General features: G+C 65.5%; 21 protein-coding genes, 1 other RNA gene and 2 pseudogenes. 8 read left to right on the forward strand and 16 right to left on the reverse strand.

Going from position 1 to position 25,661, the window contains the following annotated elements; translation table 11 throughout:
• Positions 1–787: 787 nt before the first annotated feature.
• Both A7D16_RS16710 and A7D16_RS16715 read left to right on the forward strand, forming a co-directional pair.
• A non-coding RNA gene (locus A7D16_RS16710) (sX9 sRNA) lies at positions 788–864 on the forward strand.
• A 122-nt stretch (positions 865–986) separates the two neighbouring features.
• Entirely contained in the window at positions 987–2,639 is a 1,653-nt protein-coding gene (locus A7D16_RS16715; RefSeq protein ID WP_064634431.1) for a M28 family metallopeptidase, read from the forward strand.
• Positions 2,640–3,038: 399 nt separating this feature from the next.
• On the opposite strand, the gene A7D16_RS16720 is transcribed toward A7D16_RS16715, so the two are convergent.
• Positions 3,039–3,491, reverse strand: a complete 453-nt coding sequence (locus A7D16_RS16720; protein ID WP_064634411.1) for a Rap1a/Tai family immunity protein — start codon at positions 3,489–3,491, stop codon at positions 3,039–3,041.
• Positions 3,492–3,519: 28 nt separating this feature from the next.
• Here A7D16_RS16720 and yedA point away from each other — a divergent pair, with 28 nt between their 5' ends.
• Together yedA and rarD are read left to right on the forward strand one after the other, a co-directional pair.
• The gene (gene yedA, locus A7D16_RS16725; RefSeq protein ID WP_181920413.1) at positions 3,520–4,464 is read left to right on the forward strand and encodes a drug/metabolite exporter YedA; all 945 of its coding nucleotides are present in this window, start codon (positions 3,520–3,522) and stop codon (positions 4,462–4,464) included.
• Positions 4,461–5,378, forward strand: a complete 918-nt coding sequence (gene rarD, locus A7D16_RS16730; RefSeq protein WP_064634414.1) for an EamA family transporter RarD — start codon at positions 4,461–4,463, stop codon at positions 5,376–5,378. The genes yedA and rarD overlap by 4 nt, the downstream gene beginning before the upstream one ends.
• 79 nt (positions 5,379–5,457) lie before the next feature.
• Here the strand turns inward: rarD and A7D16_RS16735 are convergent, their stop codons facing one another.
• From A7D16_RS16735 to A7D16_RS16755, 5 genes are all read right to left on the reverse strand, one after another.
• On the reverse strand, positions 5,458–6,573 hold the full coding sequence (locus A7D16_RS16735; RefSeq protein ID WP_064634415.1) for an alpha/beta hydrolase family protein: 1,116 nt from the start codon (positions 6,571–6,573) through the stop codon (positions 5,458–5,460).
• Between the two features lie 174 nt (positions 6,574–6,747).
• On the reverse strand, positions 6,748–8,073 hold the full coding sequence (locus tag A7D16_RS16740; RefSeq protein WP_064634416.1) for an ABC transporter permease: 1,326 nt from the start codon (positions 8,071–8,073) through the stop codon (positions 6,748–6,750).
• A 7-nt stretch (positions 8,074–8,080) separates the two neighbouring features.
• Entirely contained in the window at positions 8,081–9,241 is a 1,161-nt protein-coding gene (locus A7D16_RS16745; protein ID WP_064634417.1) for an ABC transporter permease, read from the reverse strand.
• Positions 9,242–9,253: 12 nt separating this feature from the next.
• Positions 9,254–9,943, reverse strand: coding sequence for an ABC transporter ATP-binding protein (locus tag A7D16_RS16750; RefSeq protein WP_064634418.1), 690 nt, complete (start codon positions 9,941–9,943; stop codon positions 9,254–9,256).
• A 416-nt stretch (positions 9,944–10,359) separates the two neighbouring features.
• Positions 10,360–11,601, reverse strand: coding sequence for an efflux RND transporter periplasmic adaptor subunit (locus A7D16_RS16755; protein WP_064634419.1), 1,242 nt, complete (start codon positions 11,599–11,601; stop codon positions 10,360–10,362).
• 447 nt (positions 11,602–12,048) lie between these two features.
• Between A7D16_RS16755 and A7D16_RS16760 the strand changes: the two are divergent.
• The 3 genes and pseudogenes from A7D16_RS16760 to A7D16_RS16770 all read left to right on the forward strand — a co-directional run bounded on the left by A7D16_RS16760 (position 12,049) and on the right by A7D16_RS16770 (position 14,862).
• Positions 12,049–13,229, forward strand: a pseudogene (locus tag A7D16_RS16760) (sensor histidine kinase).
• 72 nt (positions 13,230–13,301) lie between these two features.
• Positions 13,302–13,847 (forward strand): response regulator transcription factor, encoded by a 546-nt coding sequence (locus A7D16_RS16765; protein WP_064634432.1) that lies wholly within the window; start codon positions 13,302–13,304, stop codon positions 13,845–13,847.
• Between the two features lie 226 nt (positions 13,848–14,073).
• Positions 14,074–14,862, forward strand: coding sequence for a ThuA domain-containing protein (locus A7D16_RS16770; protein ID WP_064634420.1), 789 nt, complete (start codon positions 14,074–14,076; stop codon positions 14,860–14,862).
• 282 nt (positions 14,863–15,144) lie between these two features.
• Here A7D16_RS16770 and A7D16_RS16775 read toward each other — a convergent pair whose 3' ends face one another.
• From A7D16_RS16775 to A7D16_RS16815, 9 genes are all read right to left on the reverse strand, one after another.
• Positions 15,145–15,687 carry a cytochrome b gene (locus tag A7D16_RS16775; protein WP_064634421.1) on the reverse strand — a complete coding sequence of 181 codons (543 nt, stop codon included), beginning with the start codon at positions 15,685–15,687 and terminating at the stop codon, positions 15,145–15,147.
• The gene (locus tag A7D16_RS16780; RefSeq protein ID WP_064634422.1) at positions 15,684–16,775 is read right to left on the reverse strand and encodes a catalase family peroxidase; all 1,092 of its coding nucleotides are present in this window, start codon (positions 16,773–16,775) and stop codon (positions 15,684–15,686) included. Before A7D16_RS16780 ends, A7D16_RS16775 begins: the two co-directional genes overlap by 4 nt.
• 217 nt (positions 16,776–16,992) lie before the next feature.
• A complete protein-coding gene (locus A7D16_RS16785) occupies positions 16,993–18,363 on the reverse strand; it encodes a leucyl aminopeptidase family protein (protein ID WP_064634423.1) in 1,371 nt (456 codons plus the stop codon).
• A 42-nt stretch (positions 18,364–18,405) separates the two neighbouring features.
• The gene (locus A7D16_RS16790) at positions 18,406–19,143 is read right to left on the reverse strand and encodes an HAD family hydrolase (protein ID WP_064634424.1); all 738 of its coding nucleotides are present in this window, start codon (positions 19,141–19,143) and stop codon (positions 18,406–18,408) included.
• Positions 19,144–19,250: 107 nt separating this feature from the next.
• Positions 19,251–20,357 (reverse strand): AI-2E family transporter, encoded by a 1,107-nt coding sequence (locus A7D16_RS16795; protein WP_064634425.1) that lies wholly within the window; start codon positions 20,355–20,357, stop codon positions 19,251–19,253.
• A 684-nt stretch (positions 20,358–21,041) separates the two neighbouring features.
• On the reverse strand, positions 21,042–21,425 hold the full coding sequence (locus A7D16_RS16800) for a hypothetical protein (RefSeq protein ID WP_064634426.1): 384 nt from the start codon (positions 21,423–21,425) through the stop codon (positions 21,042–21,044).
• On the reverse strand, positions 21,422–21,910 hold the full coding sequence (locus A7D16_RS16805; protein WP_064634427.1) for a hypothetical protein: 489 nt from the start codon (positions 21,908–21,910) through the stop codon (positions 21,422–21,424). The genes A7D16_RS16800 and A7D16_RS16805 overlap by 4 nt, the downstream gene beginning before the upstream one ends.
• A 3-nt stretch (positions 21,911–21,913) precedes the next feature.
• Positions 21,914–22,276: a hypothetical protein gene (locus tag A7D16_RS16810; protein ID WP_064634428.1), complete on the reverse strand. Its 363-nt coding sequence runs from the start codon at positions 22,274–22,276 to the stop codon at positions 21,914–21,916.
• A gap of 116 nt (positions 22,277–22,392) precedes the next feature.
• Entirely contained in the window at positions 22,393–23,829 is a 1,437-nt protein-coding gene (locus A7D16_RS16815; protein ID WP_064634429.1) for a Do family serine endopeptidase, read from the reverse strand.
• Positions 23,830–24,071: 242 nt separating this feature from the next.
• Between A7D16_RS16815 and A7D16_RS16820 the strand changes: the two genes are divergently transcribed.
• Complete coding sequence (locus A7D16_RS16820; RefSeq protein WP_064634430.1) at positions 24,072–24,923, forward strand: hypothetical protein; 852 nt, start codon at positions 24,072–24,074, stop codon at positions 24,921–24,923.
• Positions 24,924–25,513: 590 nt separating this feature from the next.
• Here A7D16_RS16820 and A7D16_RS22620 read toward each other — a convergent pair.
• Positions 25,514–25,661 (reverse strand): annotated as a pseudogene (locus A7D16_RS22620) (IS110 family transposase); the annotation flags it as partial.

Here is a 25,661-nt window from a genome sequence, read left to right on the forward strand (position 1 = left end):
CACTTGCAGGTTGGTCATGCCGACATTGCCGCGCTGCCTCGGCAGACACTGTTCGATGAGAGAAAATTGTGCGGGTGTGATTTCCATGCGCAATAGTTTAACCGCTCAGATCATTAGTGTTAACAGGCTCTAGAAGCCGGTCGGTCGAGTGCGCGGTGCCCTCACCGCTCGCGGGACACGCCGTTAACCCGTCCATGGGGGCTCGGTGGCGGCATCCATGCCGCCAACGGTCCCGCAATCGGCGAGGACACCGCACCAGAGAGTTGGCTGGTGGTTTACCAGAAGAAACAAAATTCCGCACCAGAGCGTTGATCGTTGCGCTGTTGAAAGCTCTGCGCACCGACCATCCCGACTGGTCCTTGCCCGCTCACCGTCGCGGGACCTTGAGCGGCATGGATGCCGCGCCAGAGCCTCCATGGACGGATTCACGGCGTGTCCTGCGATGGTGGGCGGGCAAGGGCCCTGCAGAAAGCGCAAAGTCGTCGAGTGCGCGGTGCCCTCACCGCCCGCAGGACACGCCGTTCACCCGTCCATGGGGCTCGATGGCAGCATCCATGCCGCCAACGGTCCCGCAATCGATGAGGACACCGCATCTGATAGTTGGTCGAGGACTTTTTTCAAAGCTCTGCGGTTAATTGGATTGAATTGGAAAGCTCGTAGAGCACGCAATTACAGCAACCCTGTCAGTTATGAGCTGATTGCAACATCACCGACTCCCTCTCGACGGTCCTGGGCCGCGCACCGTCACGGAAGCCATCAGACGTGCGCAGTTTTACTCGGAACCGGCATGTACCACTCGTACACAGTGGTTTGGAGCGCGCCGCCTGCCCGCACCTGACGACCGCTCGCACCGTTTTGTCAGTCGCGCTTCGCCATGCATGCAACCGATGCGATTGATGCATTCTCGTGTCATAGCGCGCCAGCGCTGGCTGCACGCTTGTAAACTGTGTGTCATCTATCCGTTGCAAGGCCTCACCGTGAATCCGATGCGCATCCTGCTGTTGTCCGCCTGCCTGTTTGTGGGAGGTGTGGCACAGGCCGCCAACGATCTGCCGGGCGGCGGCATCGATGCCGAGGCGTTGTCGCGGCATGTGCGTCTGCTGGCGTCGGACGAATTCGAAGGCCGCGCGCCGGCGAGTGCTGGCGAGCAGCGCACGGTTGATTATCTGGTGGAACAGTTCAAGGCGGCCGGCCTGGAGCCAGGTGGCGAGCAGGGCGGTTGGACGCAGGCGGTGCCGTTGGTGCGTGCGCAGGTGGAGGGCCCGGTGCGCGCCAGCTTGCGCGTTGGCGGCAAGACGCAGGCGCTGGTCAACGGCAGCGATGTGACCTTGCAGAGCCTGCGTCCGCAGAAGGCGGTAGCGCTCAAGGATGCGCCGCTGGTGTTCGTTGGGTATGGCATCAGCGCGCCCGAGCGGCAGTGGGACGATTACAAGGGTGTGGATCTGCGCGGCAAGATCGCGGTGGTGCTGATCAACGATGCCGATTTCGAATCGCCGCAGTCGGGCGCATTCGACGGCAAGGCGGTGACCTACTACGGCCGTTGGACCTACAAATACGAAGAGGCGGCGCGGCGTGGTGCGGCCGGTGTGTTGATCGTGCACGAGACCGCGCCAGCGGCGTATGGCTGGGCCACGGTGCAGAGCTCGGGCATGTCGCCGTTGTTCGACATCGAACGCAGCGACGCCGATGCCAGGACGCAGCACGTACCGGTGCGTGGCTGGATGCAGCGTGCACTGGCAGTGTCCTTGTTCGAACAGGCTGGTCTGGATTTCGAACAGGCCAAGGCGCGTGCGCAGCAACGCGATTTCGCGCCTGTGGCACTGGGCGATGCGGCGTTGTCGGTGGACTTCAAGCTCAAGCGCGAGCGTGTGGTCACGCATAACGTGGTGGCCAAACTGACCGGCAGCCAGCATCCGGATGAGACGGTGATCTTCTCCGCGCACTGGGATGCCTTCGGTATCGGCAAGGCCGATGCCGGTGGCGATACGATTCGACGCGGTGCGGTGGACAACGCCACTGGCGTTGCCAGCGTGCTGGAACTGGCGCGCGTGTTCGCGGCCGGCTCCAAACCGCAGCGCAGCCTGTACTTCATCGCATTGACCGCAGAGGAAAAGGGCCTACTTGGCGCCAATTATTACGCGGCGCATCCGCTGGCGCCGTTGGACAAGACCGTGGCCGTGCTCAACATGGAGATGTTCAGCCCGGATGGCCCGACCCGCGACATTGCCTCGTGGGGGCGTGGACGGGTGTCGCTGGAAGGCGACCTGGAAACCGCCGCAAAGGCGCGTGGTCGCAGCTATTCGCCGGACCCGAATCTGGAAGCGGGCTTCTTCTACCGCGCCGATCATTTTGCGTTCGCGCGTATGGGCGTGCCGGCGATCACCGCTGGCCCCGGCCTGGACATGCGCGATGGCGGCGTCGCGAAGGGTAAGGCGCTGCGCGATAAATACTTCGCCGACTGCTACCACCAGCCGTGCGACCGCTGGACGCCGCAATGGGATGCCAGCGGCCATGCCGCCGATACCACCCTGGTGTACGACGTGGGCGTGGTGCTGGCCAACGGCCGGCAGTGGCCGAGCTGGCAGGACGGCTCGGAGTTCAAGGCGATCCGCACCAGAAGCGATGCAGCGCGCAGGTAAGCGTGGCTAAAGACGACTGCGCTCGCCGCCCTGCGGGTGCGGCCGGTGCCCGGAATCGGCATGTACTCCGGGTTTTCCGCGCCGTCTGCCTCATCTGACGACTGCAGATTGCGTTTTGTCAGCCACTGTCAAGCTTGAGTGGTGAGGGCATCGCACCCTAGACCACGCAGCGAAGAGCGCCTGGCAAACCGACTGTGCGCATCGCCAGGCGGACACAGCTGGCGCCCGTAATCGGCAGGCACCACTCGTACGCTGCGCGGCTCAGCGCGCCGTCTAAGCCAGCAAGCGGCTGCTGCTACGTGTGGGTCTCCGCTGTAAATGCAAACGACCGGCGTGGTGACCCAGGCCAGGCATTGGGCGGTTGCCGATAAATGCGCTCTACGGCTCGCCGGCGTCTGCTTATTTGCCGCTGCCGGCATTCTTGCGCTTGCTGCCGCTGCCGCATGGATAGCGTTTGGCCAGCGCCTGCACGATCAAGTCAGGTGCGGCGTCGTGCTGGCGGGCATCGGGCAGCGCGCCGATATCGGCGATGATCGCTTGCAGATCCGGCGGGCCGACCTTGCCTGCCGGCATGCACCACTGGGTGCGGTAGCTGGCGCTGGCGACGCCGAGCAGGTACGCGCCGGCGCGGTTGGCCGACAGCATGACCTTGAGTTCGGCCTGCTCCGGTGCGGTGATTTCCGGCGCCAGCGATCCGTCCAGCCCGGCGTCGATCAGCTTGCTTGCGCTGAGTTCCCACGGCTCGGGGGCACGTGCCACTGCGGTGGTAGACAGTGCGCTCAGGGCGGCCAGGGCCAGCCAGGGAAGACGACGCTGCATATGCACTCTCGGTTGCGGGGTGACCGGCACCATAGCGCAGCCGGCGGCTGCTGGCGTGCGCATGTGCTCTAGAATCGAAGCTTCCGCTGCACTTCCTGGCACTGTTCCGATGTCTTCCTCTCACGATGCTGCCGCGCCTGCGCGCAGCGGGTTGGTCGTTCTTGCGTTGCTGCTGGTCTACGTGGTCTGGGGCTCGACCTATCTGGCGATCCGGTTTGCGCTGGAAGGCGGCGCGCAGCCGCTGACGATGGTGTCCGGTGCGCGCTTCATCATTGCCGGCAGCGTGCTCTACAGCGTGCTGCGCTGGCGCGGTGTGGCGGCGCCCACGCGCGTGCAATGGAAGAACGTGGCGCTGATGGGCGCGGCGTTGCTGCTGCTGGGTAACGGCATGGTGGTGCTGGCCGAGCGCAGCGTGTCCTCCGGGCTGGCCGCCACGGCGGTGGCCTCGGTGCCGTTGTGGATGGCCTTGTTCGGTGCCCTGCGCGGGCAGCATGCCAGCGGCGGCGAATGGTTGGGCATCGTGATCGGTTTTCTGGGGGTGGTGTGGCTCAACGCCGGCAGCAGCCTTACTGCCACACCGGGCGGACTGGTGTTGCTGCTGATCGCACCGATCGGGTGGGCGTTCGGCTCGGTGTGGTCGCGCGGACGCGATCTGCCATCGCCGTTCATGACCGCCGCCGGGCAGATGTTGTGCGGCGGCGTGTTGCTGGTCGGCACCGGCCTGCTGATCGGCGAGCGCCCGCACAGCGTGCCGAGCCCGCAGGGGCTGCTGGCGGTGGCGTACCTGTGCGTGTTCGGCTCGATCGTGGCGTTCACCGCCTACGTGTGGCTGCTGCATCACGTGCGCCCGGCGTTGGCCGGCAGCTATGCCTACGTCAACCCGGTGATTGCCGTCGCATTGGGTGCGTGGCTGGGGCATGAGCGCTTCAGTGCGCACGATATCGGCGCGATGGCGGTGATTCTGGCCGGCGTGTTGGTGGTCACCTTCGCCAGGGCGCGGCGATGAGCGCGCCCGTGCCGGTGACGGCGCTGGAAGCGCGGCGTGGGTTGTTGATGAACGCGGCGAGCTTTGTGATCTGGGGCCTGGTGCCGCTGTATTGGCATCTGCTCAAGGTGGTGCCATCGCTGCAGATCATTGCGCACCGCATCGTGTGGAGCACCGTGCTGGTGGTGGCGTGGCTGCTGGCGACCTCCGGCCTGAGGTGGTGGCGCACGATTGCCGCCCAGCCGCGCGCGTTGTGGATGCTGGCCGGCAGCAGCGTGGCGATCGCGCTCAATTGGGGCCTGTATATCTGGGCCATCAATGCCGGGCATGTGATCGAAGCTAGTCTGGGCTACTTCATCAACCCATTGCTGAGCGTGTTGCTGGGCGTGGTGGTGCTCAAGGAGCGCCTGCGCGGCATTCAATGGCTGGCGGTGGCGTGCGCCGCTATCGGGGTGCTGTGGCTGACCATCGATGCCGGCGCCCCGCCATGGATTGCGTTGGGGCTGGCGGCGTCGTTCGGCATTTATGGCTTGCTGCGCAAGCTGGTAGCGGTGGACGCGGTCGCCGGCCTTGGCGTGGAAAGCGTGTACCTGTTCGTGCCGGCAGTGCTGCTCGCAGCCTGGGGCGAGCAGGGACATGGTGGCGCGTTCTTCAGCGGCTGGGATCTGCGCACCGATCTGCTGCTGATCTTCGGCGGCGTAGTGACGGCGGTGCCGCTGATCGGATTTGCGTATGGCGTGCGGCGCATCCCGCTGTCGCTGGTGGGCATCCTGCAGTACATCGGGCCGAGCCTGCAGCTGTTGCTGGGCGTGTGGTTTTTCCATGAGCCGTTCGACCAGGGGCGCGTGATCGGTTTCGCTGCGATCTGGGTCGGTTTGCTGCTGTTCGTCGGCGATAGCGTGGCGCGTTCGCGGCAGCCGGTGGCCGTGCGCTGAGTCAGCGCCGCACTGCACGTGATGCGTGTGGCATGGAGCAGCGCGAATGCTGCACGTCAGCGTAGCGCGTTTGCCGCGCTCAACTACGCGGTACCGGTAGCGGCATCGCAACCGCCAGCGTGGAGGCCGGCAGTGCCTGCGGCGCAGGGCAATGGGTGGGGTCTTGTTGCAGCTGCGCCAGCCACTGATCGATCGGCCCGCCGAGCAGATCCAGCCGTAACGGCAGGCTCAGATGGTTTTCGCCGGGCAGCTCCACGTAATGCGCACGTGCGCTGGCCAACGCCAATGTGCGGCCATGTGCCACCGGAATGTGCTGATCGGCATCGCCATGCAACAGCAGCACGCAGCTGCGCGTGTCGGCCAGGGCGTGCGCGACATCGACATGGTCAAGATCCAGCTTGAGCTGGGTATCGGCTGCTGCAATCACCGCATCGATATTCTGGTCGGCATAGCGCCAGCGCACATAGGCGGCCACCGCCTGCCCGCGCCACCCGTGCGGCTGGCTGGCGAGCAGGTGCGGCACCATGTCGCGAATGCCGCGCCCGCCATTGGCGAAGGATTCCATCGCCACCACGCCGGTCACGCGCGCGCCGAGTTTGTCGGCAGTGAACAGCGCGGTGGCCGCGCCGTAGGAAATGCCGAACAGATACAGTGGCCCGCGGATTTCGCCGCGCGGTTGCAGCGCATCGAGCACATCGATGACGTCGTCGGATTCGCGCGTGCCGTAGCCGGATGGCCCACCGCCGGAATGCCCGTGGTTGCGCAGGTCGATGGTGATCACCCGGTAGCCGGCCTGGGCCAGCTGCAGCGACCATGGCAGCAGCGAATCGCCATCCATCATCCAGCCGTGCAACAGCACCACGGTGCCGCGTGGCGTCGGTGGCGCGGTGGTGGGGACCTTGAAACTAAAATCCACATCCAGCGCATGCGCCGGGTCGTTGCGCTGACCCAGGTAGCGGTACTGCATGGCGTACTGGCCGGGATCGATCGCACGCCAGAAGATCGGCACGCCATCGCGCGTGACCACATGCCCGCTGCGGTTGGGCACCGTGGCGATGGTGGCGGCAATGCGTTCTTCGTCCAGCAACGGCGAGGTGCCGCCGGGCGCAACCAGGCGCTCGCTGAGCGAGGTCGAAGAGGAAGAACAGCCGGCCAGCCACAGGCAGGCGCAGGCCAGCAAAATCAGGCGCGTCATGGCGAAGATCGATGGATGCAACGGCCGGGCAGGCTACGGCCTGCCTGGCCCGCGCATCTACCGCAACGCAGTGACAAAACGATGACAGCCTGCAATACATTCAGATACCAAGCGCATCGCCTAGCTCGGCTCTACGAACCCCGAATCCCGAATCCCGGCGGGTCAACGGCCCGCCTACACCTCGCGCAAGGCTGTGGTGATCGGCAGGTGCGCCGCACGCAGCGCCGGGAACAGCCCGCCCACCAGGCCGATGCCCAGCGCCCACTTCAGCCCGCTCCACAACAGCTCCGGCGACACCTTGAACTGGAACACCACCTGGCTGAAGTTGTTGCCCAGCGTGGAGACGGTGTAGCCGTTGAACACCGCCCAGGCGATTGCCCCGCCCAGCAGCCCGCCCAGCAGCGCCAGCAGCATGGTTTCCAGCATCAGCGCCATGATCACCGGCGTGCCGCGGAAGCCAATTGCACGCATGGTGGCAATCTCGCGCGCCCGCGTGGCCACCGCCGCATACATGGTGTTGAGCGCACCGAACACCGCACCTACCGCCATGATCGCGCCGATCACCGTGCCCAGGATGCTGATCAACTTGTTCAAGCCGCCGCCCTGTTTGCCGTAGTAGGCGCGGGTGGTTTCCACATCCAGCTTGAGCCGCGGGTCGGCGGCCATGGCGGTCTTGAACTGGCTGAAGCCTGCCTTGCCGCTGGTGCGCACGTTGATCGACTGATAGGCGCTGCGGTTATAGGTGGTGGCCAGGGTCTGCGCGTCGGTCCACAACTCCGAATCGTGCGCGTCGCCGGAGGCGAACACGCCCACCACGGTCCATTGCTGGCTGCCGAGCGTCAGCGTCTTGCCCAGCTCCAGTCCGCGAAATTGATTCAACGCGCCTTTGCCCACCACCATTTCGCGCAGGCCGTTGGTGAAGCGGCGGCCTTGCACGATCTTGATCTTGTCATGCACCGCCCAGGCCTGTTCGCCCACGCCACGCAGTTGCGCGTTGACGTCGGTGCCATCGGAGCGGGAGGCGATATTGACCACTTGCGAGAGTTCCGGCGACAGCAGCGGGCGGCCGTTGGCATCGGCGGCGATGCCGGGCAGGCTGCTGATCAGCGGCACCAGATCGCGGGTGATCACCGAATTGGTCTCCGCCTGCGAGCCGCCGCGCAGGACAATGGCGGTGGTGTCGTCGCCGGTGCTGTTGAGCGTGGCCTGGAAGCCCTGGCCCATCGCCAGCATTGCCACCAGCACGCCCACCACCCCGGCAATGCCGACCACGATCACCGAGCTGGACCCCCAGCGTTGCGGCAACGTGGCGATACCGATGCGCGCGGCCGCCAGCGAGAGCCGGCCGCTGCGGGTGACCACCAGCCACACCGCCAGCAGTGCCGCGATCGGCAGCAGCGCCATCCACGGCAGCGCGATCCAGGCCGCCAATCCGAGCGCCAGCAGCACGACCGACAGCAGGTTCACACCACGATCTTTCCATTTGCGTTGCACGTGCATGCTCCTGTCAGCGGCCGGCGAGTGCATCGACGATCTTCAAACGCTGCGCGCGTAATGCCGGCAGCAAACCCACCACAAGGCCGATGCCGACCATCAGCCCGAAAGCGACCAACCAGGTCTGCAGCGGCACGCTCTGGGTCGGCATCAGGCCACCACTGCGCGCTGCCACTGCCGGGATCACCAGCGCCGCCAGCCCCATGCCGATCAAGCCACCCAGGCCGATCAGCAACATCGATTCCACCATCACCAGGCTCAGCACGGTGCGGTCCTGAAAGCCCAGCGTCTTCAGCGTGGCCAGCTCCGGGATGCGCTCGCGCACCGCCTGCGCCATGGTATTGCCGGTGAGCAGCAGCAAGGTGAAGAACACCGCGGCCATGATCGAGGTGACGATCAAGCCGATATCGGCAAACTGCTTGACGAACGCCTGCTGGAACGCCGATTCGGTCTGCGACTTGGTTTCGTGATCGGAGTTGGCCGACAACGCATCGATCGCCTGCGCCACGCGCGAGGCCTGGTCGGCATTGCGCAGCGTCACCGTGTACCAGCTGACCCGGCTCTTGATGTAGTCGTTGGATTCGTCGAAGTATTTCCAGTTCATCATCAACTGACGTTCCTGGTTGGCGGCCACCGTGCGGTCTTTCATGCGAAAGATGCCGACCAGTTCCAGCGGCCAGTCGTTGCTGCCGCCGCGCGGAAAGATGGTGGCCTGCAGCGGGACGGTGTCGCCGAGTTTCCAGCCATTTTCCTTGGCCAGGCTTTCGCCGACCACCGCGCCGGTGCGCGTGGTCTGGAAGGCCTTGAGCTGGTCCTTGGGCAATTGGTATTCGCTGTAGACATCGAAGAAATTGGGCGCCACCGAAAAATTCGGGAAGAAGTTCTTCGGGTCGCGATAGATGCCGCCGAACCACATCGCCGAGGTCACATCGCGCACGCCCGGCACGCGGCGGATCTGCGCTTCCAGATTGATCGGCAACGACTGGGTGATCGACAGGCGCGAGGCCACCACCAGCCGGTCCACGCCGCTGACGCTGCCGCCGGCGGTGAAGGCCACGCGCACCGAATCGAGCATGCCGAACAATAAAAACGCCGCCACCACCGAGAGCAAGGTCAGCAGGGTGCGGGTCTTGCTGCGGAACAACTGGGCCCACACCAACCAGAGATACTTCATGGCAGCGCTCCCTTACAGTGCAAGCGGCGCGTCGGCCAGCTCGCCCTTGTCCAGATGGATGGTATGGGTGGCGTATTCGGCGGCCTTGGGGTCATGCGTGACCATCACGATGGTCTTGCCATGTTCGCGATTGAGCTCCTGCAGCAGGCGCAGGATTTCTTCGGCGTTGTGGCGGTCCAGATCGCCGGTGGGTTCGTCGCAGATCAGGAAGGTGGGGTCGGAGACAATGGCGCGCGCAATCGCCACGCGTTGCTGCTGGCCGCCGGACAGCTCGCTGGGCTTGTGGTTGCGGCGCTCCTGCAGGCCGACCAGAGTCAAGGCGATTTCTGCATTGCGCTTGCGTTGCGCCGCATTGAGCGCGGTGAGCAGCAATGGCAGCTCCACGTTCTTTTGCGCGGTAAGCATCGGCATCAGGTTGTAGAACTGGAACACGAAGCCGACGTGGTGGCTGCGCCAGGTTGCCAGCTGGCCGCCGCTCATGCGGTCGATACGCTCGCCTTCGATCTCGATCTCGCCACCGCTGGGGTTGTCCAGCCCGCCGATCAGATTGAGCAAGGTGGTCTTGCCCGAGCCGGACGGACCCATCAGCGCCACGAAGTCGCCGCTGGCGATCTCCAGGTCGATGCCGTGCAGCACCTGCACTTGCTCGGGGCCGCGTTGGTAGGTCTTGGTGATGTTGCGCAAGCTGACGAGAGCGGACATGGCGACTCCTGGCGGTGCAATGGGAAGAGCGACAGCGAAGCGGCAACGCGACTGCGGATGTTGGATGCGGCACTGCAGTGACACGACGAGGTGGTGTGCGGTGGAGTGGTGCTGCCTGCGGCTGCCGGGTATCGGGTGCTGCTACGGCGATGCACGCCGCCACATGCTGCTGCTGCGTGAAACGCGTGCAGTGCTGCACGGACTGAAGCGATGTCTGAAACGCGTGCAGCTATACCGATTGAAGCGATGTTGAAGCGCAGCGTGACTGCGTACGCGCTGACGCAGTCGATGGTGCTTTACTGAATTCGACAGCGTGTATCGCAGCGCGGCGCCAGCGCCAGCATATCTACCGCTTCCATCAACGCTTGCCGTGTTCCCCCGAGCAGCTGGGCTGCCTGCACTGTCTTTGGTTTGCGTTACTCGGCGTCCGGCCCGGCTTCGACCACCTTGTCGCCTTCCTTCAACGCCGCCGGCGGATTCAGCACCACGCTGTCGTCTGCGGTCAGGCCGGACAGCACCTGCCTGTCTTCGCCCATCACCATGCCGGTGGTGACCGCGCGCGCGCTGACGCTGTTGTGCTCGCCAACCACGAACGCGACCGTGCGCCTGTCGCGTTCCACCAGTGCGGCGGCCGGCACGCGTACGCCCTGCGGTTTGGCCGTTTCCTGCGGCTTGGCCTGTTCCAGAAAGCTCACCCGCACGCCCATTTCCGGCACGATGCGCGGGTCCTTGAGCTTGAGCGCCACGCGCACTTTCACCGTGGCCTTGCCGCGGTCGGCAGTGGGGATGATGGCGATCACTTCGCCGGGAATCTTCCATTCCGGATACGCATTGAGCACGGCTTCCACCGGCATCTTCGGCTGCACGCGGCCGATGTAGGACTCGCCCACTTCCACCTCGATTTCCAGCGATTCCATGTCCACGATGGTGCCGATACCGGTGCGGGTGAAGCCGCCGCCGGCCGACAACGGCGAGACGATTTCGCCCGGCTGCGCCGCCTTGGCCGTCACCACGCCGGCAAACGGCGCGCGCACCACATTGAAGTCCGAACGGATGCCGGCGATGGCCAGCTGGTCCGAAGCAACCCGCACGTTGCGCTGCGCATTCTGCAGCTGCGCGCGCAAGGCATCGCGTTGTGCGGTGGCCTGCTCGTACTGCGAGCGGGAAACCAATTGCGCGCCAACCAGGGACTGCAGGCGCGTGGCATCGGCATTGGCCACCGCCAGTTGCGCCTGCATGTTGTCGACCTGGCTGCGCGCGGCCGACAATTGCGATGCAGACAAGGTGCGCTGCGCATCGGCATCCAGCGGGTCGAGTGTGGCCATCACCTGGCCCTGTTCGACACGCATGCCTTCTTCGATCATGACCTCGCGCACCTTGCCGGTGACCTGCGACGACACCGTGGCCATGCGCCGCGCCACCACATACCCGGAGGCATCCAGCACGGAGGCGCTGCTGCTGCCGGCGCTGATCGCCACCACCGGCGCGGTCTGCACGTTCACCACCGGTCGGCGCGTGAACCACCACGCGGCGGCGGCCAGCACGATGACGATGACAACCGCAGCGGCGATCCAGCCGCCACGACGTGCAGGCGGTGGCGTGGCAGGACGCTGGCGGTCGATGCGGAGTTGCTTGAGCAGATCGGCGGAAGTATTCATCGATGACCAGGACGGAAGGCTGCGCGAAATGTGACGGTCTGCGGGCGGCGCCGCAAGCTGCCGGAAGTCACCAACGGCGGTGCGGCGACGAACGGTCGGTGCGCCGAGAGCACGGCCAGATGCTGCGCAGCATGCAGCCAGCGCCACCACGCTCACCAGTGACAGCTGTCACTGGTGAGCGCATGACAACGGCAACTGTGCGCCAGTGGTGCGGGCGGCGATGCTGGCGGCTCCTCGGCAATGTTCCACCTGCATGCCTTGCTCGCATCTGCATCTGCATCTGCATCGCTTGCGCAGGCAAGTTGGCTGCGTCAGCACGCAATCGCAGCCTGGCAATCACCGGTGGCGTGCATGCATGAGGCCGCTCCCCCATATCGTCCTGTACGGAGCCGCACGCAGGCGAACCCGGCAGTGGCAGAATCCGCTGAACGACTAGGATCCACTCCGATGCATGCAAGGCTCCCGGCCTGGCTTCGTCCGGCCGCAAATTCGCAAGTGGCCGCTCGCCTGGCGCAAGGCCAGTCGCCGTGGATGGACTGTGTGCACCTGCTGTGGTCGGCATGGGTGTTCGTGGTGCCGGTGTTTTCCTCGCGTGGCTATGGCAGCACCTGGCTGCTGTGCACAGTCGTGTCGTATCCGCTGTTCCTGCTGCTGTATGCGCGCATGTTGCTGGCGCCACGCGACACGCTGTACCGCCATGCCTGGGCGATGGGCGCGCTCAGTGCCGCGTTGCTGCCGGTATATCCCTCGGGCATCAGCTATTTCATCTTCGCGTGCCTGAGCCTGCGCCCCTCTACGGGGCATGCGTTGTGGCGGCATTTCGCGATGCTGGTGCTGATGAACGCGTTGTACCTGGGCTGGGCGCACTGGCTGGGCACGCGCTTGCAGTCGCTGGTGTGGTTGCCCGTTTCGGTGCTGGGCATGGCAGCCGTGGGTGCGGTGTACAGCATCAACGAACGCAAGGATGCATTTCTGCGCCTGTCGCAGGACGAAGTCCAAGGCTGGCGGCCACGGCCGAACGCGAGCGCATTGGCCGCGATCTGCACGACCTGCTCGGCCATACCTTGTCGCTGGTGGCGCTCAAATCCGATCTTGCCGCACGCCTGGTCGAACGCGACCCGCAGGCGGCACGCAACGAAATCGACGCCGTGGCGCAGATCTCGCGTGATGCGCTGGCGCAGGTACGCCGCGCGGTCACCGGCATCCGCGCCGCTGGCCTGGTGGCCGAACTGGCATCGGCGCGGGTGCTTCTGGACCTGGACGGCATCACGCTGGAACAGCAACTGGAGACACTGCCGCTGCCGCCCGAACACGAAACCGCGCTTGCGCTGGTGGTACGAAAAGCGGCCACCAATGTGCAGCGCCACGCCCAGGCAACACGTGTGCGGGTAAATTTGCGTGCGCACGGAGAGCAGGCGGTGCTGGAGATCACCGACGACGGACGCGGCGGCGTGATCGTGCCCGGCAACGGCCTGGACGGCATGCGCGCACGCTTGCATGGCCTGGGCGGCGCACTGGAGGTGGAAGCGCTGCCGCGTGGCATGCGCTTGCGCGCCAGCGTGCCATTGCCGGGCTCCGCACCGGCAACGTCGCCGCTGCCCATGCCGGCAGTGCCGCAGTCGCGTTGAGCGCGCAGACGCCGACCTCAGCTGGACGAATGCACGGCGAGCGCAGCGGCTGCTATCGTGCGCCACCGTTGTCTGCATGCGAGCGCGACCGATGATCCGGGTGTTGTTGGCCGAAGACCAAGCCTTGCTGCGTGGCGCGAACTGCAGCGCCTGCAGCCGGACGTGCTGGTCACCGATATCGAGATGCCCGGCCTGACCGGGCTGGAACTGGCGCAGCGGATCCAGCGTCACGCGCTGCCGGTGCGCGTCATGATCGTCACCACATTCGCGCGCCCGGGATTTTTGCGTCGTGCACTGGACGCCGGCGTGGCCGGTTATCTGCTCAAGGATGCGCCGGCCGAACAATTGGTCGATGCGCTGCGCCAGGTGCAGCGCGGCGGGCGGGTGATCGATCCGCAGCTGGCCATCGATGCGTGGGTAGAAGCGGACCCCCTGAGAGAACGCGAGCGCACCGTGCTGCGGCTGGCCGGCGAAGGCCGCTCTGCCAGCGAGATTGCGCAGCAGTTACAGCTCTCGCATCGCACCGTGCGCAATTATCTGTCCGAATGCATCGGCAAATTGGGCGTGGCCAATCGCATCGAAGCGTACCGGCTGGCGCGGCAGAAGGGCTGGTTGTAGCGCCGCCATTCGACTGATGGCGTGCGCAGGCCGCTGGCGTTTCTGCGCGTGCGATTGCATGCAGGTGGGCAGCGCTTGCTCGATGCAATCACCCCACGCACCCCGCATCGAAACCGTTGCATCACTCGCTTGACTCGGCCAAGCGCAGCTATTCCAGACGCGTGCGAAGGAATGCGATTTGCACGCAGGTACACTGCGCAGCATCGGAAAAAATGGCGAGCAATGCATGAAATCTCTGTGGCTGTCGGGCCTGCTGTTGGTGTGCGCGTTTAATGCCTCTGCCGAGCAATTCAAGATCTTGGTGGCTGCCATTCCCAACCAGTATCACCACGACTATATCCCCGTGGCCAAGCCGCAATTCGAAGCGATGGCGCGCAAGCATTATGTCGAGATGGTGTGGGCGTGGAATGCGAAAGCCTTCGATGGCGATCTGTGGCAGTACGCGGCCATCGTGCTGCTCAATACGCCGGCCACCGATCTGGACCCGGCGCAGCGGGCCAACTTTCAAAACTACGTGCGCAACGGCGGTGGCGTGGTCGCCGTGCACAAGGCCTTTGCGATCAAACGCGGCGATTGGGAATGGTACGACCACATGATCGGCCGCTCGTTCCGCACACACCCGTACATGCAGACCGCGATGGTGGATGTGGTGGATGCCAATTTCCCGGCCACGGCCGGCCTGCCCAAGCGCTGGGTGTGGAGCGATGAGTGGTACGAATACGACCCGCCCTACAGCGATGACCTGGTCACGCTGCTCACTGTGGACGAAAGCAGCTACGACCCCACCCTGATCTGGCCGGGCCAAGTCGCAAAGGGCATGGGCAAACAGCACCCGGTGGCTTGGTACCACCACTTCGAAGGCGGCCGCGTCTTCGCCACTGCGCTAGGCCATCTGGCCGAGGCCTATAACGACCCACGTTATCTGGAGCATTTGTACGGCGGGATTTATTGGGCGGCGACTGGCAAGGGCATCGAAGCATCTGCGCCTGCGGTCAAAACAAAACGCCAGCGTTAAACACTAGCCCCTCTCGTCGGGACATCGGTCTCCTTCAAGGGGAGGAGGAATCAAGCCCCTCTCCCGGCGGGAGAGGGGTTGGGGTGAGGGTACGGAGCGCAGCCACATGGGAATGAGCATTGCGAGGCTTCGCCCGTAGCCTCATCCGCCTCTGCGGGGCACCTTCTCCCGACGGGAGAAGGGACAAGCCCCTCTCCCATTGGAAAAGGGCGCGCAGTGGAGAGTACATCCGCGCAGCGAAATCACTCTGCACAACACGTTATCCACTCCAGCTCCACTCCATCAACGCGCCGACCGCTCCCCGCGCGCCATGCTGGAAAACACGCCGTCGCGGCGCACCCAGGCATGGAACAGCGCCGCGCTCAGATGCCCCAGCACGGTGGCGAACAACAGATACGCCAGCCAGCCATGCGCGCCGCGCAGCCAGGCATACAGCGCCGGGTCGTGCGGTGCGATCGCCGGCAGGTTCGCGCCTGGCCACAACACGATCGGGTAGCCGCCAGCCGACAACATCGCCCAGCCGATCAGCGGCATGCCCAGCATCAATACATACAGCAGCCAGTGCGACGCGATCGCGGCGGCCTTCTGCCACGCCGGCAGGTCTGCCGGCAGCGGCGGTGGGCGATGGCGCAAGCGGTTGATCAAGCGCAGCACCGCCAGGATCAGAATCGCGATACCCAACGGGCGATGCAGGTCGATCAGCCACGGCCGCTGCGTCACCGAGGCCACCATGCCCACACCGACGAACAGCATGGTCAGGATCATCGCGGCCATCAGCCAGTGCAGTACGCGTGCGGGCAGATTGAAGTGCATGCGGCTGCTCATTGGCGTGCTCCCTGTCCGGTGGCTGCGCTGCCCTGGCCGTTGGCGATCTCGCGCTCGCGGCGATTGAACGATTGCGAATACACCGACGAGCGCGCCGCCAAAATCGGGTCGTTCGATGCGGCAATGCCCTTGGGCAAGATCAATGGGTCGTAATTGAGATCGCGGCAGGTGCCGGTGGCTTGCGGCTGCGCACGTTCGATCGACAGCGTGCCGGCCACGATCTGCTTGCGGCTGGCCGGCCACGGCTGCGACGGGTCGTCCACCGCATCGCCGGGCTCGGCCACGGTCAGCACCATGTCCCAGCGCAATGGCCCCTGCGCCAGCCGCGCGTCCAGATCGGTGGCGAGAAAATCGCCATCGGCCTGCTTGCGCTGTTCTGCACTCAATTCCTTGAATGGCGTATGCGGGCGCATCGACCAACGGATGTAGCGTTCGCGCCCATCGCCGGCAATGGCGCGGAACGCATTGACGCCGTTGTACTGCGTATTGGCCCAGCTGTCCGACCATGGCGCAGTCTTGGCCCACTGCTGGAACTTGGCCGCTTCCGGGTACTGCTTGCCGAACGCCGCCAGTTTCTCCGGGTCCGGCTTGCCGGTAGCCGGATCGGGCTTGGAGGCCACATTTAGGGCCTGGAAGCCGGCCGGCGTGGCCACCACGAAGAACGGAAAGCTGTTCATCGCCGTCCGCCACTCCTGCCCATCGTCGCTGCGCAACAGCAGCGCCATGCTGCGCACGCGCGCCTGACCATCGGGGCCGTGGGGGTCGCCGCCGCCGATCGACATGCGCCCCAGCACCGGCGTGCTGGCCTGGCTGAAGATGCGCGCCGACGACAGCCAGGTGGCCTTGCCGCTGGACTGGAATTGCCCGCTCACGCACACGCCCTTGGTATGCGCGCGGCGGAAGCCCGGATGCGGCGGCCCGCTGGATTCGATGGTATCGGTCATGCGCGCGGCAGTGAGCCGGTCGCCGCCGATCCAGCCCGCCGTCCAGGCGAATGCGATGGCAACGCCGCCGGCAATGGCGGCAATGCCCAGCAGCGGCAGCACAGGGCTGCGCGCGTGCTGGGGCGAGGGAGGTGGCAACGTCATGGCTGGCTCCGGTGGTGCAATGGGCGGTGTATGGAAGGATGTGCGCCCGCGTCACCATCCCGCGGCCGGGCACGGCCTGTGCCGCATCATCCGGAACACGCTGCCGTGGGCGTGTGATGCCCGCGGCAGCCTCCATGTCCTTGGCCAAGCGAACGCCCCCCTGCAGCTTCCGGGATGGTCGGGGCCGAAGGCCCCAGCGCCACACCGGCCCGGATTGTTAGCCGCCGTAACGCTGCTGCAGCATCGCAAAGGCCGAGCGCAGCGCCAGCGCTTCGCCACCGGCCGGGCGGCCGGGGCGGTCACTGTCGTTCCAGGCGTAGACGTCCAGATGCGCCCAGCGTTGGCCCGGGGCCACGAAGCGTTCCAGATACAGCGCGGCGGTGACGGCGCCGGCCATGCGCGAGCCGGCGTTGGCCATGTCGGCGACATGGCTGTTGAGATAACGCAGGTACGGGCGCCACAGCGGCATGCGCCAGACCGGGTCGCGGGTCTGTTCGCCAGCGTTGATCCAGGCCTGTGCCAACGCATCGTCGTTGGCGAACAACGCAGGCAGGTCCGGGCCCAGCGCGATGCGCGCCGCACCGGTGAGGGTTGCGAAATCCAGGATCAGGTCCGGGCGTTGTTCGGTGGCATAGCTCAGTGCATCGCACAGCACCAGGCGGCCCTCGGCATCGGTGTTGTCCACCTCCACCGTCACGCCGGCGCGGGTGGTGATCACTTCGCCAGGGCGGAACGCGTCCGGGCCCACCGCATTTTCCACTGCGGCAATCAGCAGCGTCAGCCGCACCGGTAACTGCTGCGCCATCACCAGCCCGGCCAGCGCCAATGCATGCGCGGCGCCGCCCATGTCCTTTTTCATGTTGCGCATGCCATCGGCAGGCTTGAGATCCAGGCCGCCGGTGTCGAAGCACACGCCCTTGCCGACCAGCACCAGATGCGGATGCACGGCATCGCCCCACTGCAGCTGGATCAGCCGCGGCGCGCGATGCGAGGCGCGCCCAACGGCATGGATGGTGGGGAAGTTCTGCGCCAGCAATGCCTCGCCCACAATCGCATCGACCTGCGCGCCATGTGCCTGCGCCAGCGTGCGGGTGGCGTCTTCCAGGTGCTGCGGGCCCATGTCTTCGGTCGGCGTATTGACCCAGTCGCGCACCTGCAGGCAGGCCTCGATCAAGGCGCGCGTCTGCGCCGATGGCGTGGCGGCCAGCTCGGCCGGCGCGCGCGGCACCTTGCGATAGCGCGCGAAACGATAAGCGCCCAAGCCCCAGCCCAGGTGCAGCAACGCTTGTTCGGCATCGCTCAAGGCGTTGGCCAGGGTCCAGCGGCTGGCTGGCGGCAACGCCATCGGCGCATGCGCATAAGCGTAGGCATCGGCACGATCACCAACACCCAGGATTGCACCGGCCAGCCCGTTGTCGCCCGGCAACAGCAGCACGCTGCCTGGCGCCGCGTCGAAACGCTGGGCCTGCGCCCACGACAGCACGCGGGTGGGTTGTTCGGCGCACCAGCGCGTAAAGCCCTCGCGGTCGAGCACATACAGCGGCAGGGCCGCGGCGTTGGAATCGATGAAACCGGTGAGGTGCGACATGGAAATCCTCGAATGCGGCGCCATGCGCCGAGCAGAGTGGGCTCAGGCGGGAATGCTGATGCCGGCGTGCGTGGGGCCGGGATGCGGCTGCCGCGCATCCAGCCAATCGGCCAGCCCGGTCATGCTGTCGAATTCCAGGTCCGGCTGCTGGGTGGGGTGCGACCACACGGCGCCGTCGCGATTGATCCAGCAGGCGCGCAGGCCCGCATCCAGTGCGCCCAGCACGTCCATGCGCACGTGGTCGCCCACGTGCAGCACGCGCGCGGGGGGCACTTCGAGCCGGGCGCAGGCGGCCAGGAAAATGCTTGGGTCTGGCTTGGCGCTGCCGTGTTCGCGCGAGCCCAGCTGAAACGCGAAATGATGCATCAGCCCGATGCGCTGCAGATCGGCATTGCCGTTGCTGAGCGCGGCCACCGGCACATGCGCGGCAATGCGCGCCAGCGCGTCGAGCGCGTCCGGATAGCATTCCACCTGGTTGCGCGCGGCATAGAACACTTCATAGGCCGGCTCCAGCAACGCCAGATCGCCGCCGCTGTCGCGCAGCGCCATTTCCAGCGTCAACCGGCGCAACGCACTGAGGTCGTGATGCAGGTGCGGGTTGTCGGCAAAGCTGCGCTCACGCAGCTCGCGCATCGCCTCCACCGGAAAGCGCTCGGCGGTGACCGGACTGTGCTCGCACATCCAGTCGTACAACACCTGATCGATGCGCGCCCCGATCGGCGCAAAAGGCCACAACGTATCGTCGAGGTCGAGAGTGATGGCGCTGATGTGGAAGCTCATCGCGAGATTTTACGGTCTTGCGTTGGGAATGGGGAATCGGGAGTAGGAAATGGGCAGAGCAGCACCACCGCTCTTGCGATTCCCCAATCCCGAATCCCGAATCCCCGCTACTCCAGCAGTCTGGCCCAGCGCTGCATCCCCTCCACCCGGCTCAGCACCATCTTGATGCAGACCAGCAGCGGTACCGCCAGCAGCAGGCCGACCATGCCCCACAGCCAGCCGAACAGCATCAGCGCCAGGATCAGCATCAGCGGCGAGATCGCCATGCGGCGGCCCAGCACGATAGGGGTGACCACCTGGCCTTCGATGGTGTGCAGTGCCAGATACAGGATGGCCGGCAGCAGCGAAGACATTGTGGTGCGGAATTCCACAAAGCCCATCAGCAGCATCAGCATCACGCCGATCAAGGGGCCCACATACGGCGCAAAATTCAGCAGTGCCACCACCGTGCCCCACAGGATCGCCTCGGGCAGCGGAATCTGCAGCACATATAAAATACCGGCGAATATCAACCCGACCAGCGTGTTGATCACGCTGATGGTGAGCACGTAACGCGACACTTCGCGTTCGATGTCCAGCATGATTTCGGTGGTGAAGCGTTGTTGCTGGCGGTTGGGCAGCAAGGCAATCGCATGCCGTTGCAGGCTCTCGCCATACACCATGAAGAAGAACGTCAGCAGCACCACGGCCAGCACCGACGCGGCCAGTTTGGGCGTGCGGACCAGCGCCTTGTAGGGGTCGTCCATCTGCGTGCGCACGATCTGCACGCTGCGCTGGCCTTCGCCACCGGCCGCGCGTGCAAAATTTTCCGCGGCCTGGTTGGCCTGCATCACCGGCTTGGTGAGGTCGCGCACATCGCGCGCAATCTGGCGCATCTGCCGCGGTGCCTGCTGCGCCCATTCGGCGGCGGGGCCGGCCAATTGCGCAGCCAGGGTCACGGTGCCGGCCAGTCCGAGGCACAACACCAGCAATGCGCCGAGAAACCGCGGGATATAGAGCTTGCGCAGGCCGCGCAGGATCGGGTTGCCGATCAGCGCGAAAAATGCGGCCAGCATGATCGGCAGGATGATCGTCTGTGCCGCCCACAGCGTGTAGCCAACGGCCAGCGTGGCCAGCACGACCATCGAAGCAGGCGCGCGCGGGCGGGGCGCCGGTGCGGGTGGAAGCGACTCTGCCGGTGCGGCAGCATCCAATGAATCGACGGGAAGAGACATGCGCGCCCTGGCAACAGACTGGCACACCGCCAGCGGTGCGCCATTATCGGCACAACGCGTCAACGGCGCGCACAGAGCCTGTGGGCGAGATGTCAGGGAACGGACGGCTGCCTGGCGGCCTCGGCCGCAAAAGGACTTGCGCCGTTCTCAAGACGTCGAGTGGACGCGCGATGTGGCCGCTGCCGGCGACCTTTGTGATTCTGGCGACAGAGCGGCTTCAACGTGGACAGCCTGCGCGCGGTTTGACGCTAGCTGCGACGCAAAGTGCGCTCGGCTAAACGGCGCGCCATCTTGAGCATGCGAACCCACTATCTCAAGCCTGAAAAGGCCGACAAAAGATACAAGCAGTTGCTCAGCGAATAAGGATGGCACGAGGCAGCGAAATACATGCTTGGGATATGCCGGTCGAGTAACGAGCCATAGGCACGCCGGCTATGCGCCCTGGCAGCTGCCGTGGTTCAGCAGTGGCTTGAACGGGCTAAAAATGTCGTGATTGATCGTCGCTTGCTGCGGGCGGTGCTTTCGCAAGCGCAGCGTACGAGCGGTACATAAGCACCCGGAGCACGCACCGCGGCCGTGTCGCGCCGATGCTTTGCTAACTGCTCTTATGCAGATCCCGGAACCTGCCGGTGCCAAGAGCGGCGGCGTAGCAGATCGCCAGCCGCCGCATACACCACGCCTGGATCAAGCTGCGCGGTCGACCGGTACCTGGACCACGGTCACCGGCGGGTCGGCAGCCACTTCCTCGGCATTGTCGGCGGCCCGTTCTGCCTGCTGGGAGGCTTCCTGCGCGCGATGCGCCGTGAATAGCGCAGAGATCGTGCTGATCATCTGCAGAATCTTGGGGATACCGCCGAGCTTGCCGGCAATGCTGCCCAGCGCGGCCTGCGGCTCGTTGCGGCCGGTGACAAACCCCAGCCCGAAGCCGACCAGCACGATGCGCACTGGAGACCACCCTGCACGCCAGGTCTGGCGCAATTCACCCCAGTGCAGGCGCGTCTCTTGCGCACGCCCTTCCACCAGAAACTCGGCGCGTTCGACGCGCTGACGCAAGGTTCCAAACTTCATGTGCGTGCTCCACTGGCCGACGTCGCGGCGGCATCGTCGTCTTCGTTGCTGTCGTCGAAGATGCCCAGCTTGATCAGCTGACGGCGCGTTGCATTGAGACCGGTGTGGTCGAAGTAGAAGAACACCCGCCACGCCGCGATGCCGGTCACCAACAGACTCGCCAGCGCGGTAAAGAACATCGCATGGAACCACGACAACCCGGCGCGTTGCAGCAGGGCGATGATCGCACCGGCCAGCAGCAGCCACGACGAGGCACCAAATACCACGGCCACGCACGCCCACGCCAATCCGCGCCCGAAAGCGCTGCGTGCCAGCTGCAGATCGGCCGACACCAGTCGGCGCAATGCGCGGCTGGTGTCCTTGGCCGAGCCCAGCGTCGCGCGGCCGGCAGCGCCGACCGCACGTACGCTTTCGTCCAGTCCTGGCGTTTCCGCACGCGCGTTCGGCGCATCGGTTCCGGCAGCAGTAGAGGCCTGATCGGTCACGACTTAGTTGTCGTTGCTGCGTGCCAGCTTGGCGATCACCCAGCCAGCGGCAAACGCCACGCCGAAAGCGGCCAGCGGACGCTCGCGGATCAGGTCGGTGGCGCTTTCGAGCAGATCGTTGCCCTTGGCAACCAGCACGTCCATCTGTTCCTTGGCAGCAGCGCCGCCGAACTCGGCAGCGGCCATGCCGGCCAGTGCGGTGTCGGACAGTTCGGCCTTGACGTTGGCGCGGCCGAGCTTGAGCTCATCGCCGGCAGCGCTGGTGGCGCCCTTGACGGCTTCGCCGGCGGCGCTGGCGGCCGACTTCAGGTGGGTGCCGGCTTCGCTCAGGTTGTCCTTCAGCTGATCGGTATTGGTGGGGCTCATGCGATATCTCCTTGGGTCATTGAGGGCAGCCGCCACTCACGTGCGGTCGAGCAGTATCAATAGCATCGGGGGGGTGTAGGAGGCGTTAGTGGAGGCGGCGTGCAGTGCACATCGCGTCAACGCATCAACGCGTCGTACTGCGCGTTGCCGCGCAGGATGCGCACCACCAGCTGCTGCGGTTTACGCTGGAAATTGGCGCGCCAGCTGGCCAGATCGGCGAACTCGCCGACGCTGCTGGCCACGATCACATCGCCGGTCACCAGGCCGTTGGCTGCGGCGCGACCGCCGCGTTTGACCTCACTCACCATCACCCCGGTAATGCCGGATTGACGCAGCGATTCGGGCAGGTCCACGAAGGTGGCGCCACTCAAGCGCGGGTCAAGCATGTCGCCGGTGACCGCGCGGTCCTGCTCCTTCAGCGTGGCCTTGAGCTTGAGCGGCTTGCCATCGCGGCGGATATCCAGGGTTACCGCACTGCCCACCGCCTGCAGGCCTTCGTAGTTATGCAGTGCCTCGGCGCTGTCCACGCGCTGGTCGTTGGCGGCCACCACCACATCGCCCGGTTGTACGCCCGCCGCCGCTGCTGCGGAGCCCGGCAGCACGCGCGTCACCACCGCACCACGCAACGAATCCACGCCCAGGCCTTGCAGCATCTGCTGCGTCAGGTTCTGGGTTTCCAGGCCGAGCGTGCCGCGCACCACCACGCCCTTGGTCACCAATTGCTCGACCACATTGCGCGCCAGGTTGGACGGGATCGCCAGGCCCAGGCCGATATTGCCGGCCATGCTGCCTTGCGGATTGAAGCTGGCGGTGTTGATGCCGACCAGCTGGCCTTGCAGATTGACCAGTGCACCGCCCGAGTTGCCGGGGTTGATCGAGGCGTCGGTCTGGATGAAATTCTGATAGCCCAACCCGCGAATTCCGCTACGACCCACCGCCGAGACGATGCCGGAGGTGACGGTCTGGGTGAACCCGAATGGGTTGCCGATCGCCACCACAAAGTCGCCCACGCGCAGCGCGTTGCTGTCGGCCAGCTTGATGTCGGTGAGGTTGTCGGCCTTGATGCGGATCAACGCGATGTCGGTATCGGCATCGGAGCCGATGAAATCGGCCTTGACGGTGCGCCCGTCGCCAAGCGTCACCTGCACGTCGTCGGCATTTTCGATGACGTGGTGATTGGTGAGCACATAGCCTTTTTGCGCATCGATGATCACGCCCGACCCCAGCGATTCGTTGATGCGGTCCTGCGGCACCTGCGGAAACAGCCGGCGCAGGATCGGGTCGTTGAAGAACGGGTTGCGTACGCGCACCACCTGCTTGGTATTGACGCTCACCACCGCCGGCATTGCCTGCTGCAGCATTGGCGCCAGCGACGGCACTGGCTGCCCGGCGACCGCGGCCGGCAATGCGGCGGCCGCGGGCAGGGTAAAGGCGGCATTGCCGGCCGGGGTGGCTTCGGCACGGTTGTCGAGCCAGGCATTGATGCCGGTGGCGGCAAATCCGCCGAAGGCAGCGGCCAGCGAAAGAGTCAGCAGGGTAGGCAGCGGTCGCATGGAACGGATTCCGGGTTACGCGGTGGAAGAGGAATAGGGCGTCTGACTGCGTAAATCAAGCTGAACGAGGTTGCCTGCGTGCAATTTAACTGCCGGTGAAAGTGCCGCGCACCCCTTGCAGTGATTGCGTTGACAGCCCGACGGGCCCGGCGTAGCGTCCGCTTGATCCGATGCCTGTTCAGCATGTTGCGTGCCGTCGCGCATCGCCCGGTTTTCCGCACTGACGCCCTTAAGGAGGGTCTATGAGCAACGGCAATGGTGTAACGGCAACCCTGTCCGACGCTGTCGATAGCGTAAAAAGCACAGCCACCGAGCTGACCGAGACCATCGCCAGCACCACCAGCGAGGCGGTCGCCAGCGTGCAGGACGTCGCCGGCACGGCGGTGGAAGAGGTCAAGACGCGTGTGGCAAAAGCGCGCAAGGCCGTGGTCAAGGCCGAAAAGACCGTGGTCAGGAAAGCCGGCGATGCGGCCACCGCCGTGAAGCGCAGCGTGACCAGGACCAAGCGCTCACTGACAGCCACCAAAGACGCTGCCAAGGACAAGCTGGTCGCCACCAAGGACGCCGCCAAGCAGAAGCTCACCGCGACCAGGGATGCAGCCAAGCAGAAGCTGACTTCGACCAGGGATGCAGCCAGGCAGAAGCTGAGCAGCACCAGCGCCGCTGCCAAGAAGAAGATCACCGACACCAAGGCCACCACCAAGCGTAAGCTGGAAACCGCCAAGGCCAACGCCAAGGCCGAAGCGGCCGCGCTGAGTGCCAAGACCACCGCCAAGAGCGCAGCGCGCAAGACCGCCGTGGCAACGGTGAATGCGCGCGCCGCAGCGAAGAAGGCAGCGGCCAAGTCGGCGGCAGTCAAGAAGCCGGTTGCCAAGACACTGGCCAAGCCCGCAGCCAAGAAGGCGCCGGTCGCCAAGCAGACCGCAACCAAACAGGCCGCAGTGAAGAAAGCCCCGCTCAAGAAGGCCGTGACCAAAACCGCGTTGAAGAAAGCCGCCAAGGTCACTAAGACCCCGGCAACGCGCGCCGTGGCGAAGACCACTGCGGCCCGCAAGGCCGTGGGGAAAAAGGCGGTCAAGCGCGTCACGCGCTGATGCTGCGACGCTGTTGGAGCATTAGCGGAGGCCCCATGGGCTACATGGGTTAAACGGGCCGCGTGCACTGTGCGCACCACGTGCGGTATTGAAACAAGTCGGCGCTCCTCGCACAGCCCCGAGCTTAAAGCCCCTCTCCTGCGGGAGAGGGGTTGGGGTGAGGGTACGGGGCAAAGCCACACGCGCATTCGACAGCGCGACGCTTCGTTCAACCGCATGGTGCTCGGTCAGCAGCACGACGCTCCGATTACCAAACCCCACGAGGCTGCGCCCGTACCCTCAACCGCCCCTGCGGGGCCCCTTCTCCCGATGGGAGAAGGGGATGATGCACCGCGCCACCGAAAGCCCCTCTCCTGCGGGAGAGGGGTTGGGGTGAGGGTACGGGGCAAAGCCACTCACGCATTCGACAGCGCGACGCTTCGTTCAACCGCATGGTGCTCGGTCAGCAGCGCGACGCTCCGACCACCAAACCCCACGAGGCTGCGCCCGTACCCTCATCCGCCCCTGCGGGGCACCTCTCCCGGCGGGAGAAGGGGATGATGCACCGCGCCACTGAAAGCCCCTCTCCTGCGGGAGAGCAACTGTCTTGATCAACTGGCGGCGCTAGCCGTCAGTTGATCTCGCATCTTGGCGTTGAGGATGACCAATAATTTGCGCATCGCCGCCACGAGGGCGACCTTGCCCGCTTTGCCCTGCGTGCGTAGCCGCTGGTAAAACTCGCGCAGGGCCGGGTTGAAG

This window comes from Xanthomonas nasturtii, assembly GCF_001660815.1.
GTDB lineage: Bacteria > Pseudomonadota > Gammaproteobacteria > Xanthomonadales > Xanthomonadaceae > Xanthomonas > Xanthomonas nasturtii.

Bases quoted from the DNA above. Each gene is read 5' to 3' on its own strand.
- A7D16_RS16790 (WP_064634424.1), bottom strand. From the start codon at position 19,143: ATGAGCTTCCACATCAGCGCCATCACTCTCGACCTCGACGATACGTTG.
- A7D16_RS16745 (WP_064634417.1), bottom strand. From the start codon at position 9,241: ATGAAGTATCTCTGGTTGGTGTGGGCCCAGTTGTTCCGCAGCAAGACC.
- A7D16_RS16750 (WP_064634418.1), bottom strand. From the start codon at position 9,943: ATGTCCGCTCTCGTCAGCTTGCGCAACATCACCAAGACCTACCAACGC.
- rarD (WP_064634414.1), top strand. From the start codon at position 4,461: ATGAGCGCGCCCGTGCCGGTGACGGCGCTGGAAGCGCGGCGTGGGTTG.
- A7D16_RS16820 (WP_064634430.1), top strand. From the start codon at position 24,072: ATGAGCAACGGCAATGGTGTAACGGCAACCCTGTCCGACGCTGTCGAT.
- A7D16_RS16720 (WP_064634411.1), bottom strand. From the start codon at position 3,491: ATGGTGCCGGTCACCCCGCAACCGAGAGTGCATATGCAGCGTCGTCTT.
- A7D16_RS16755 (WP_064634419.1), bottom strand. From the start codon at position 11,601: ATGAATACTTCCGCCGATCTGCTCAAGCAACTCCGCATCGACCGCCAG.
- A7D16_RS16770 (WP_064634420.1), top strand. From the start codon at position 14,074: ATGAAATCTCTGTGGCTGTCGGGCCTGCTGTTGGTGTGCGCGTTTAAT.
- A7D16_RS16795 (WP_064634425.1), bottom strand. From the start codon at position 20,357: ATGTCTCTTCCCGTCGATTCATTGGATGCTGCCGCACCGGCAGAGTCG.
- A7D16_RS16810 (WP_064634428.1), bottom strand. From the start codon at position 22,276: ATGAGCCCCACCAATACCGATCAGCTGAAGGACAACCTGAGCGAAGCC.
- yedA (WP_181920413.1), top strand. From the start codon at position 3,520: ATGTGCTCTAGAATCGAAGCTTCCGCTGCACTTCCTGGCACTGTTCCG.
- A7D16_RS16775 (WP_064634421.1), bottom strand. From the start codon at position 15,687: ATGAGCAGCCGCATGCACTTCAATCTGCCCGCACGCGTACTGCACTGG.
- A7D16_RS16815 (WP_064634429.1), bottom strand. From the start codon at position 23,829: ATGCGACCGCTGCCTACCCTGCTGACTCTTTCGCTGGCCGCTGCCTTC.
- A7D16_RS16780 (WP_064634422.1), bottom strand. From the start codon at position 16,775: ATGACGTTGCCACCTCCCTCGCCCCAGCACGCGCGCAGCCCTGTGCTG.
- A7D16_RS16740 (WP_064634416.1), bottom strand. From the start codon at position 8,073: ATGCACGTGCAACGCAAATGGAAAGATCGTGGTGTGAACCTGCTGTCG.
- A7D16_RS16785 (WP_064634423.1), bottom strand. From the start codon at position 18,363: ATGTCGCACCTCACCGGTTTCATCGATTCCAACGCCGCGGCCCTGCCG.
- A7D16_RS16800 (WP_064634426.1), bottom strand. From the start codon at position 21,425: ATGAAGTTTGGAACCTTGCGTCAGCGCGTCGAACGCGCCGAGTTTCTG.
- A7D16_RS16715 (WP_064634431.1), top strand. From the start codon at position 987: ATGCGCATCCTGCTGTTGTCCGCCTGCCTGTTTGTGGGAGGTGTGGCA.
- A7D16_RS16735 (WP_064634415.1), bottom strand. From the start codon at position 6,573: ATGACGCGCCTGATTTTGCTGGCCTGCGCCTGCCTGTGGCTGGCCGGC.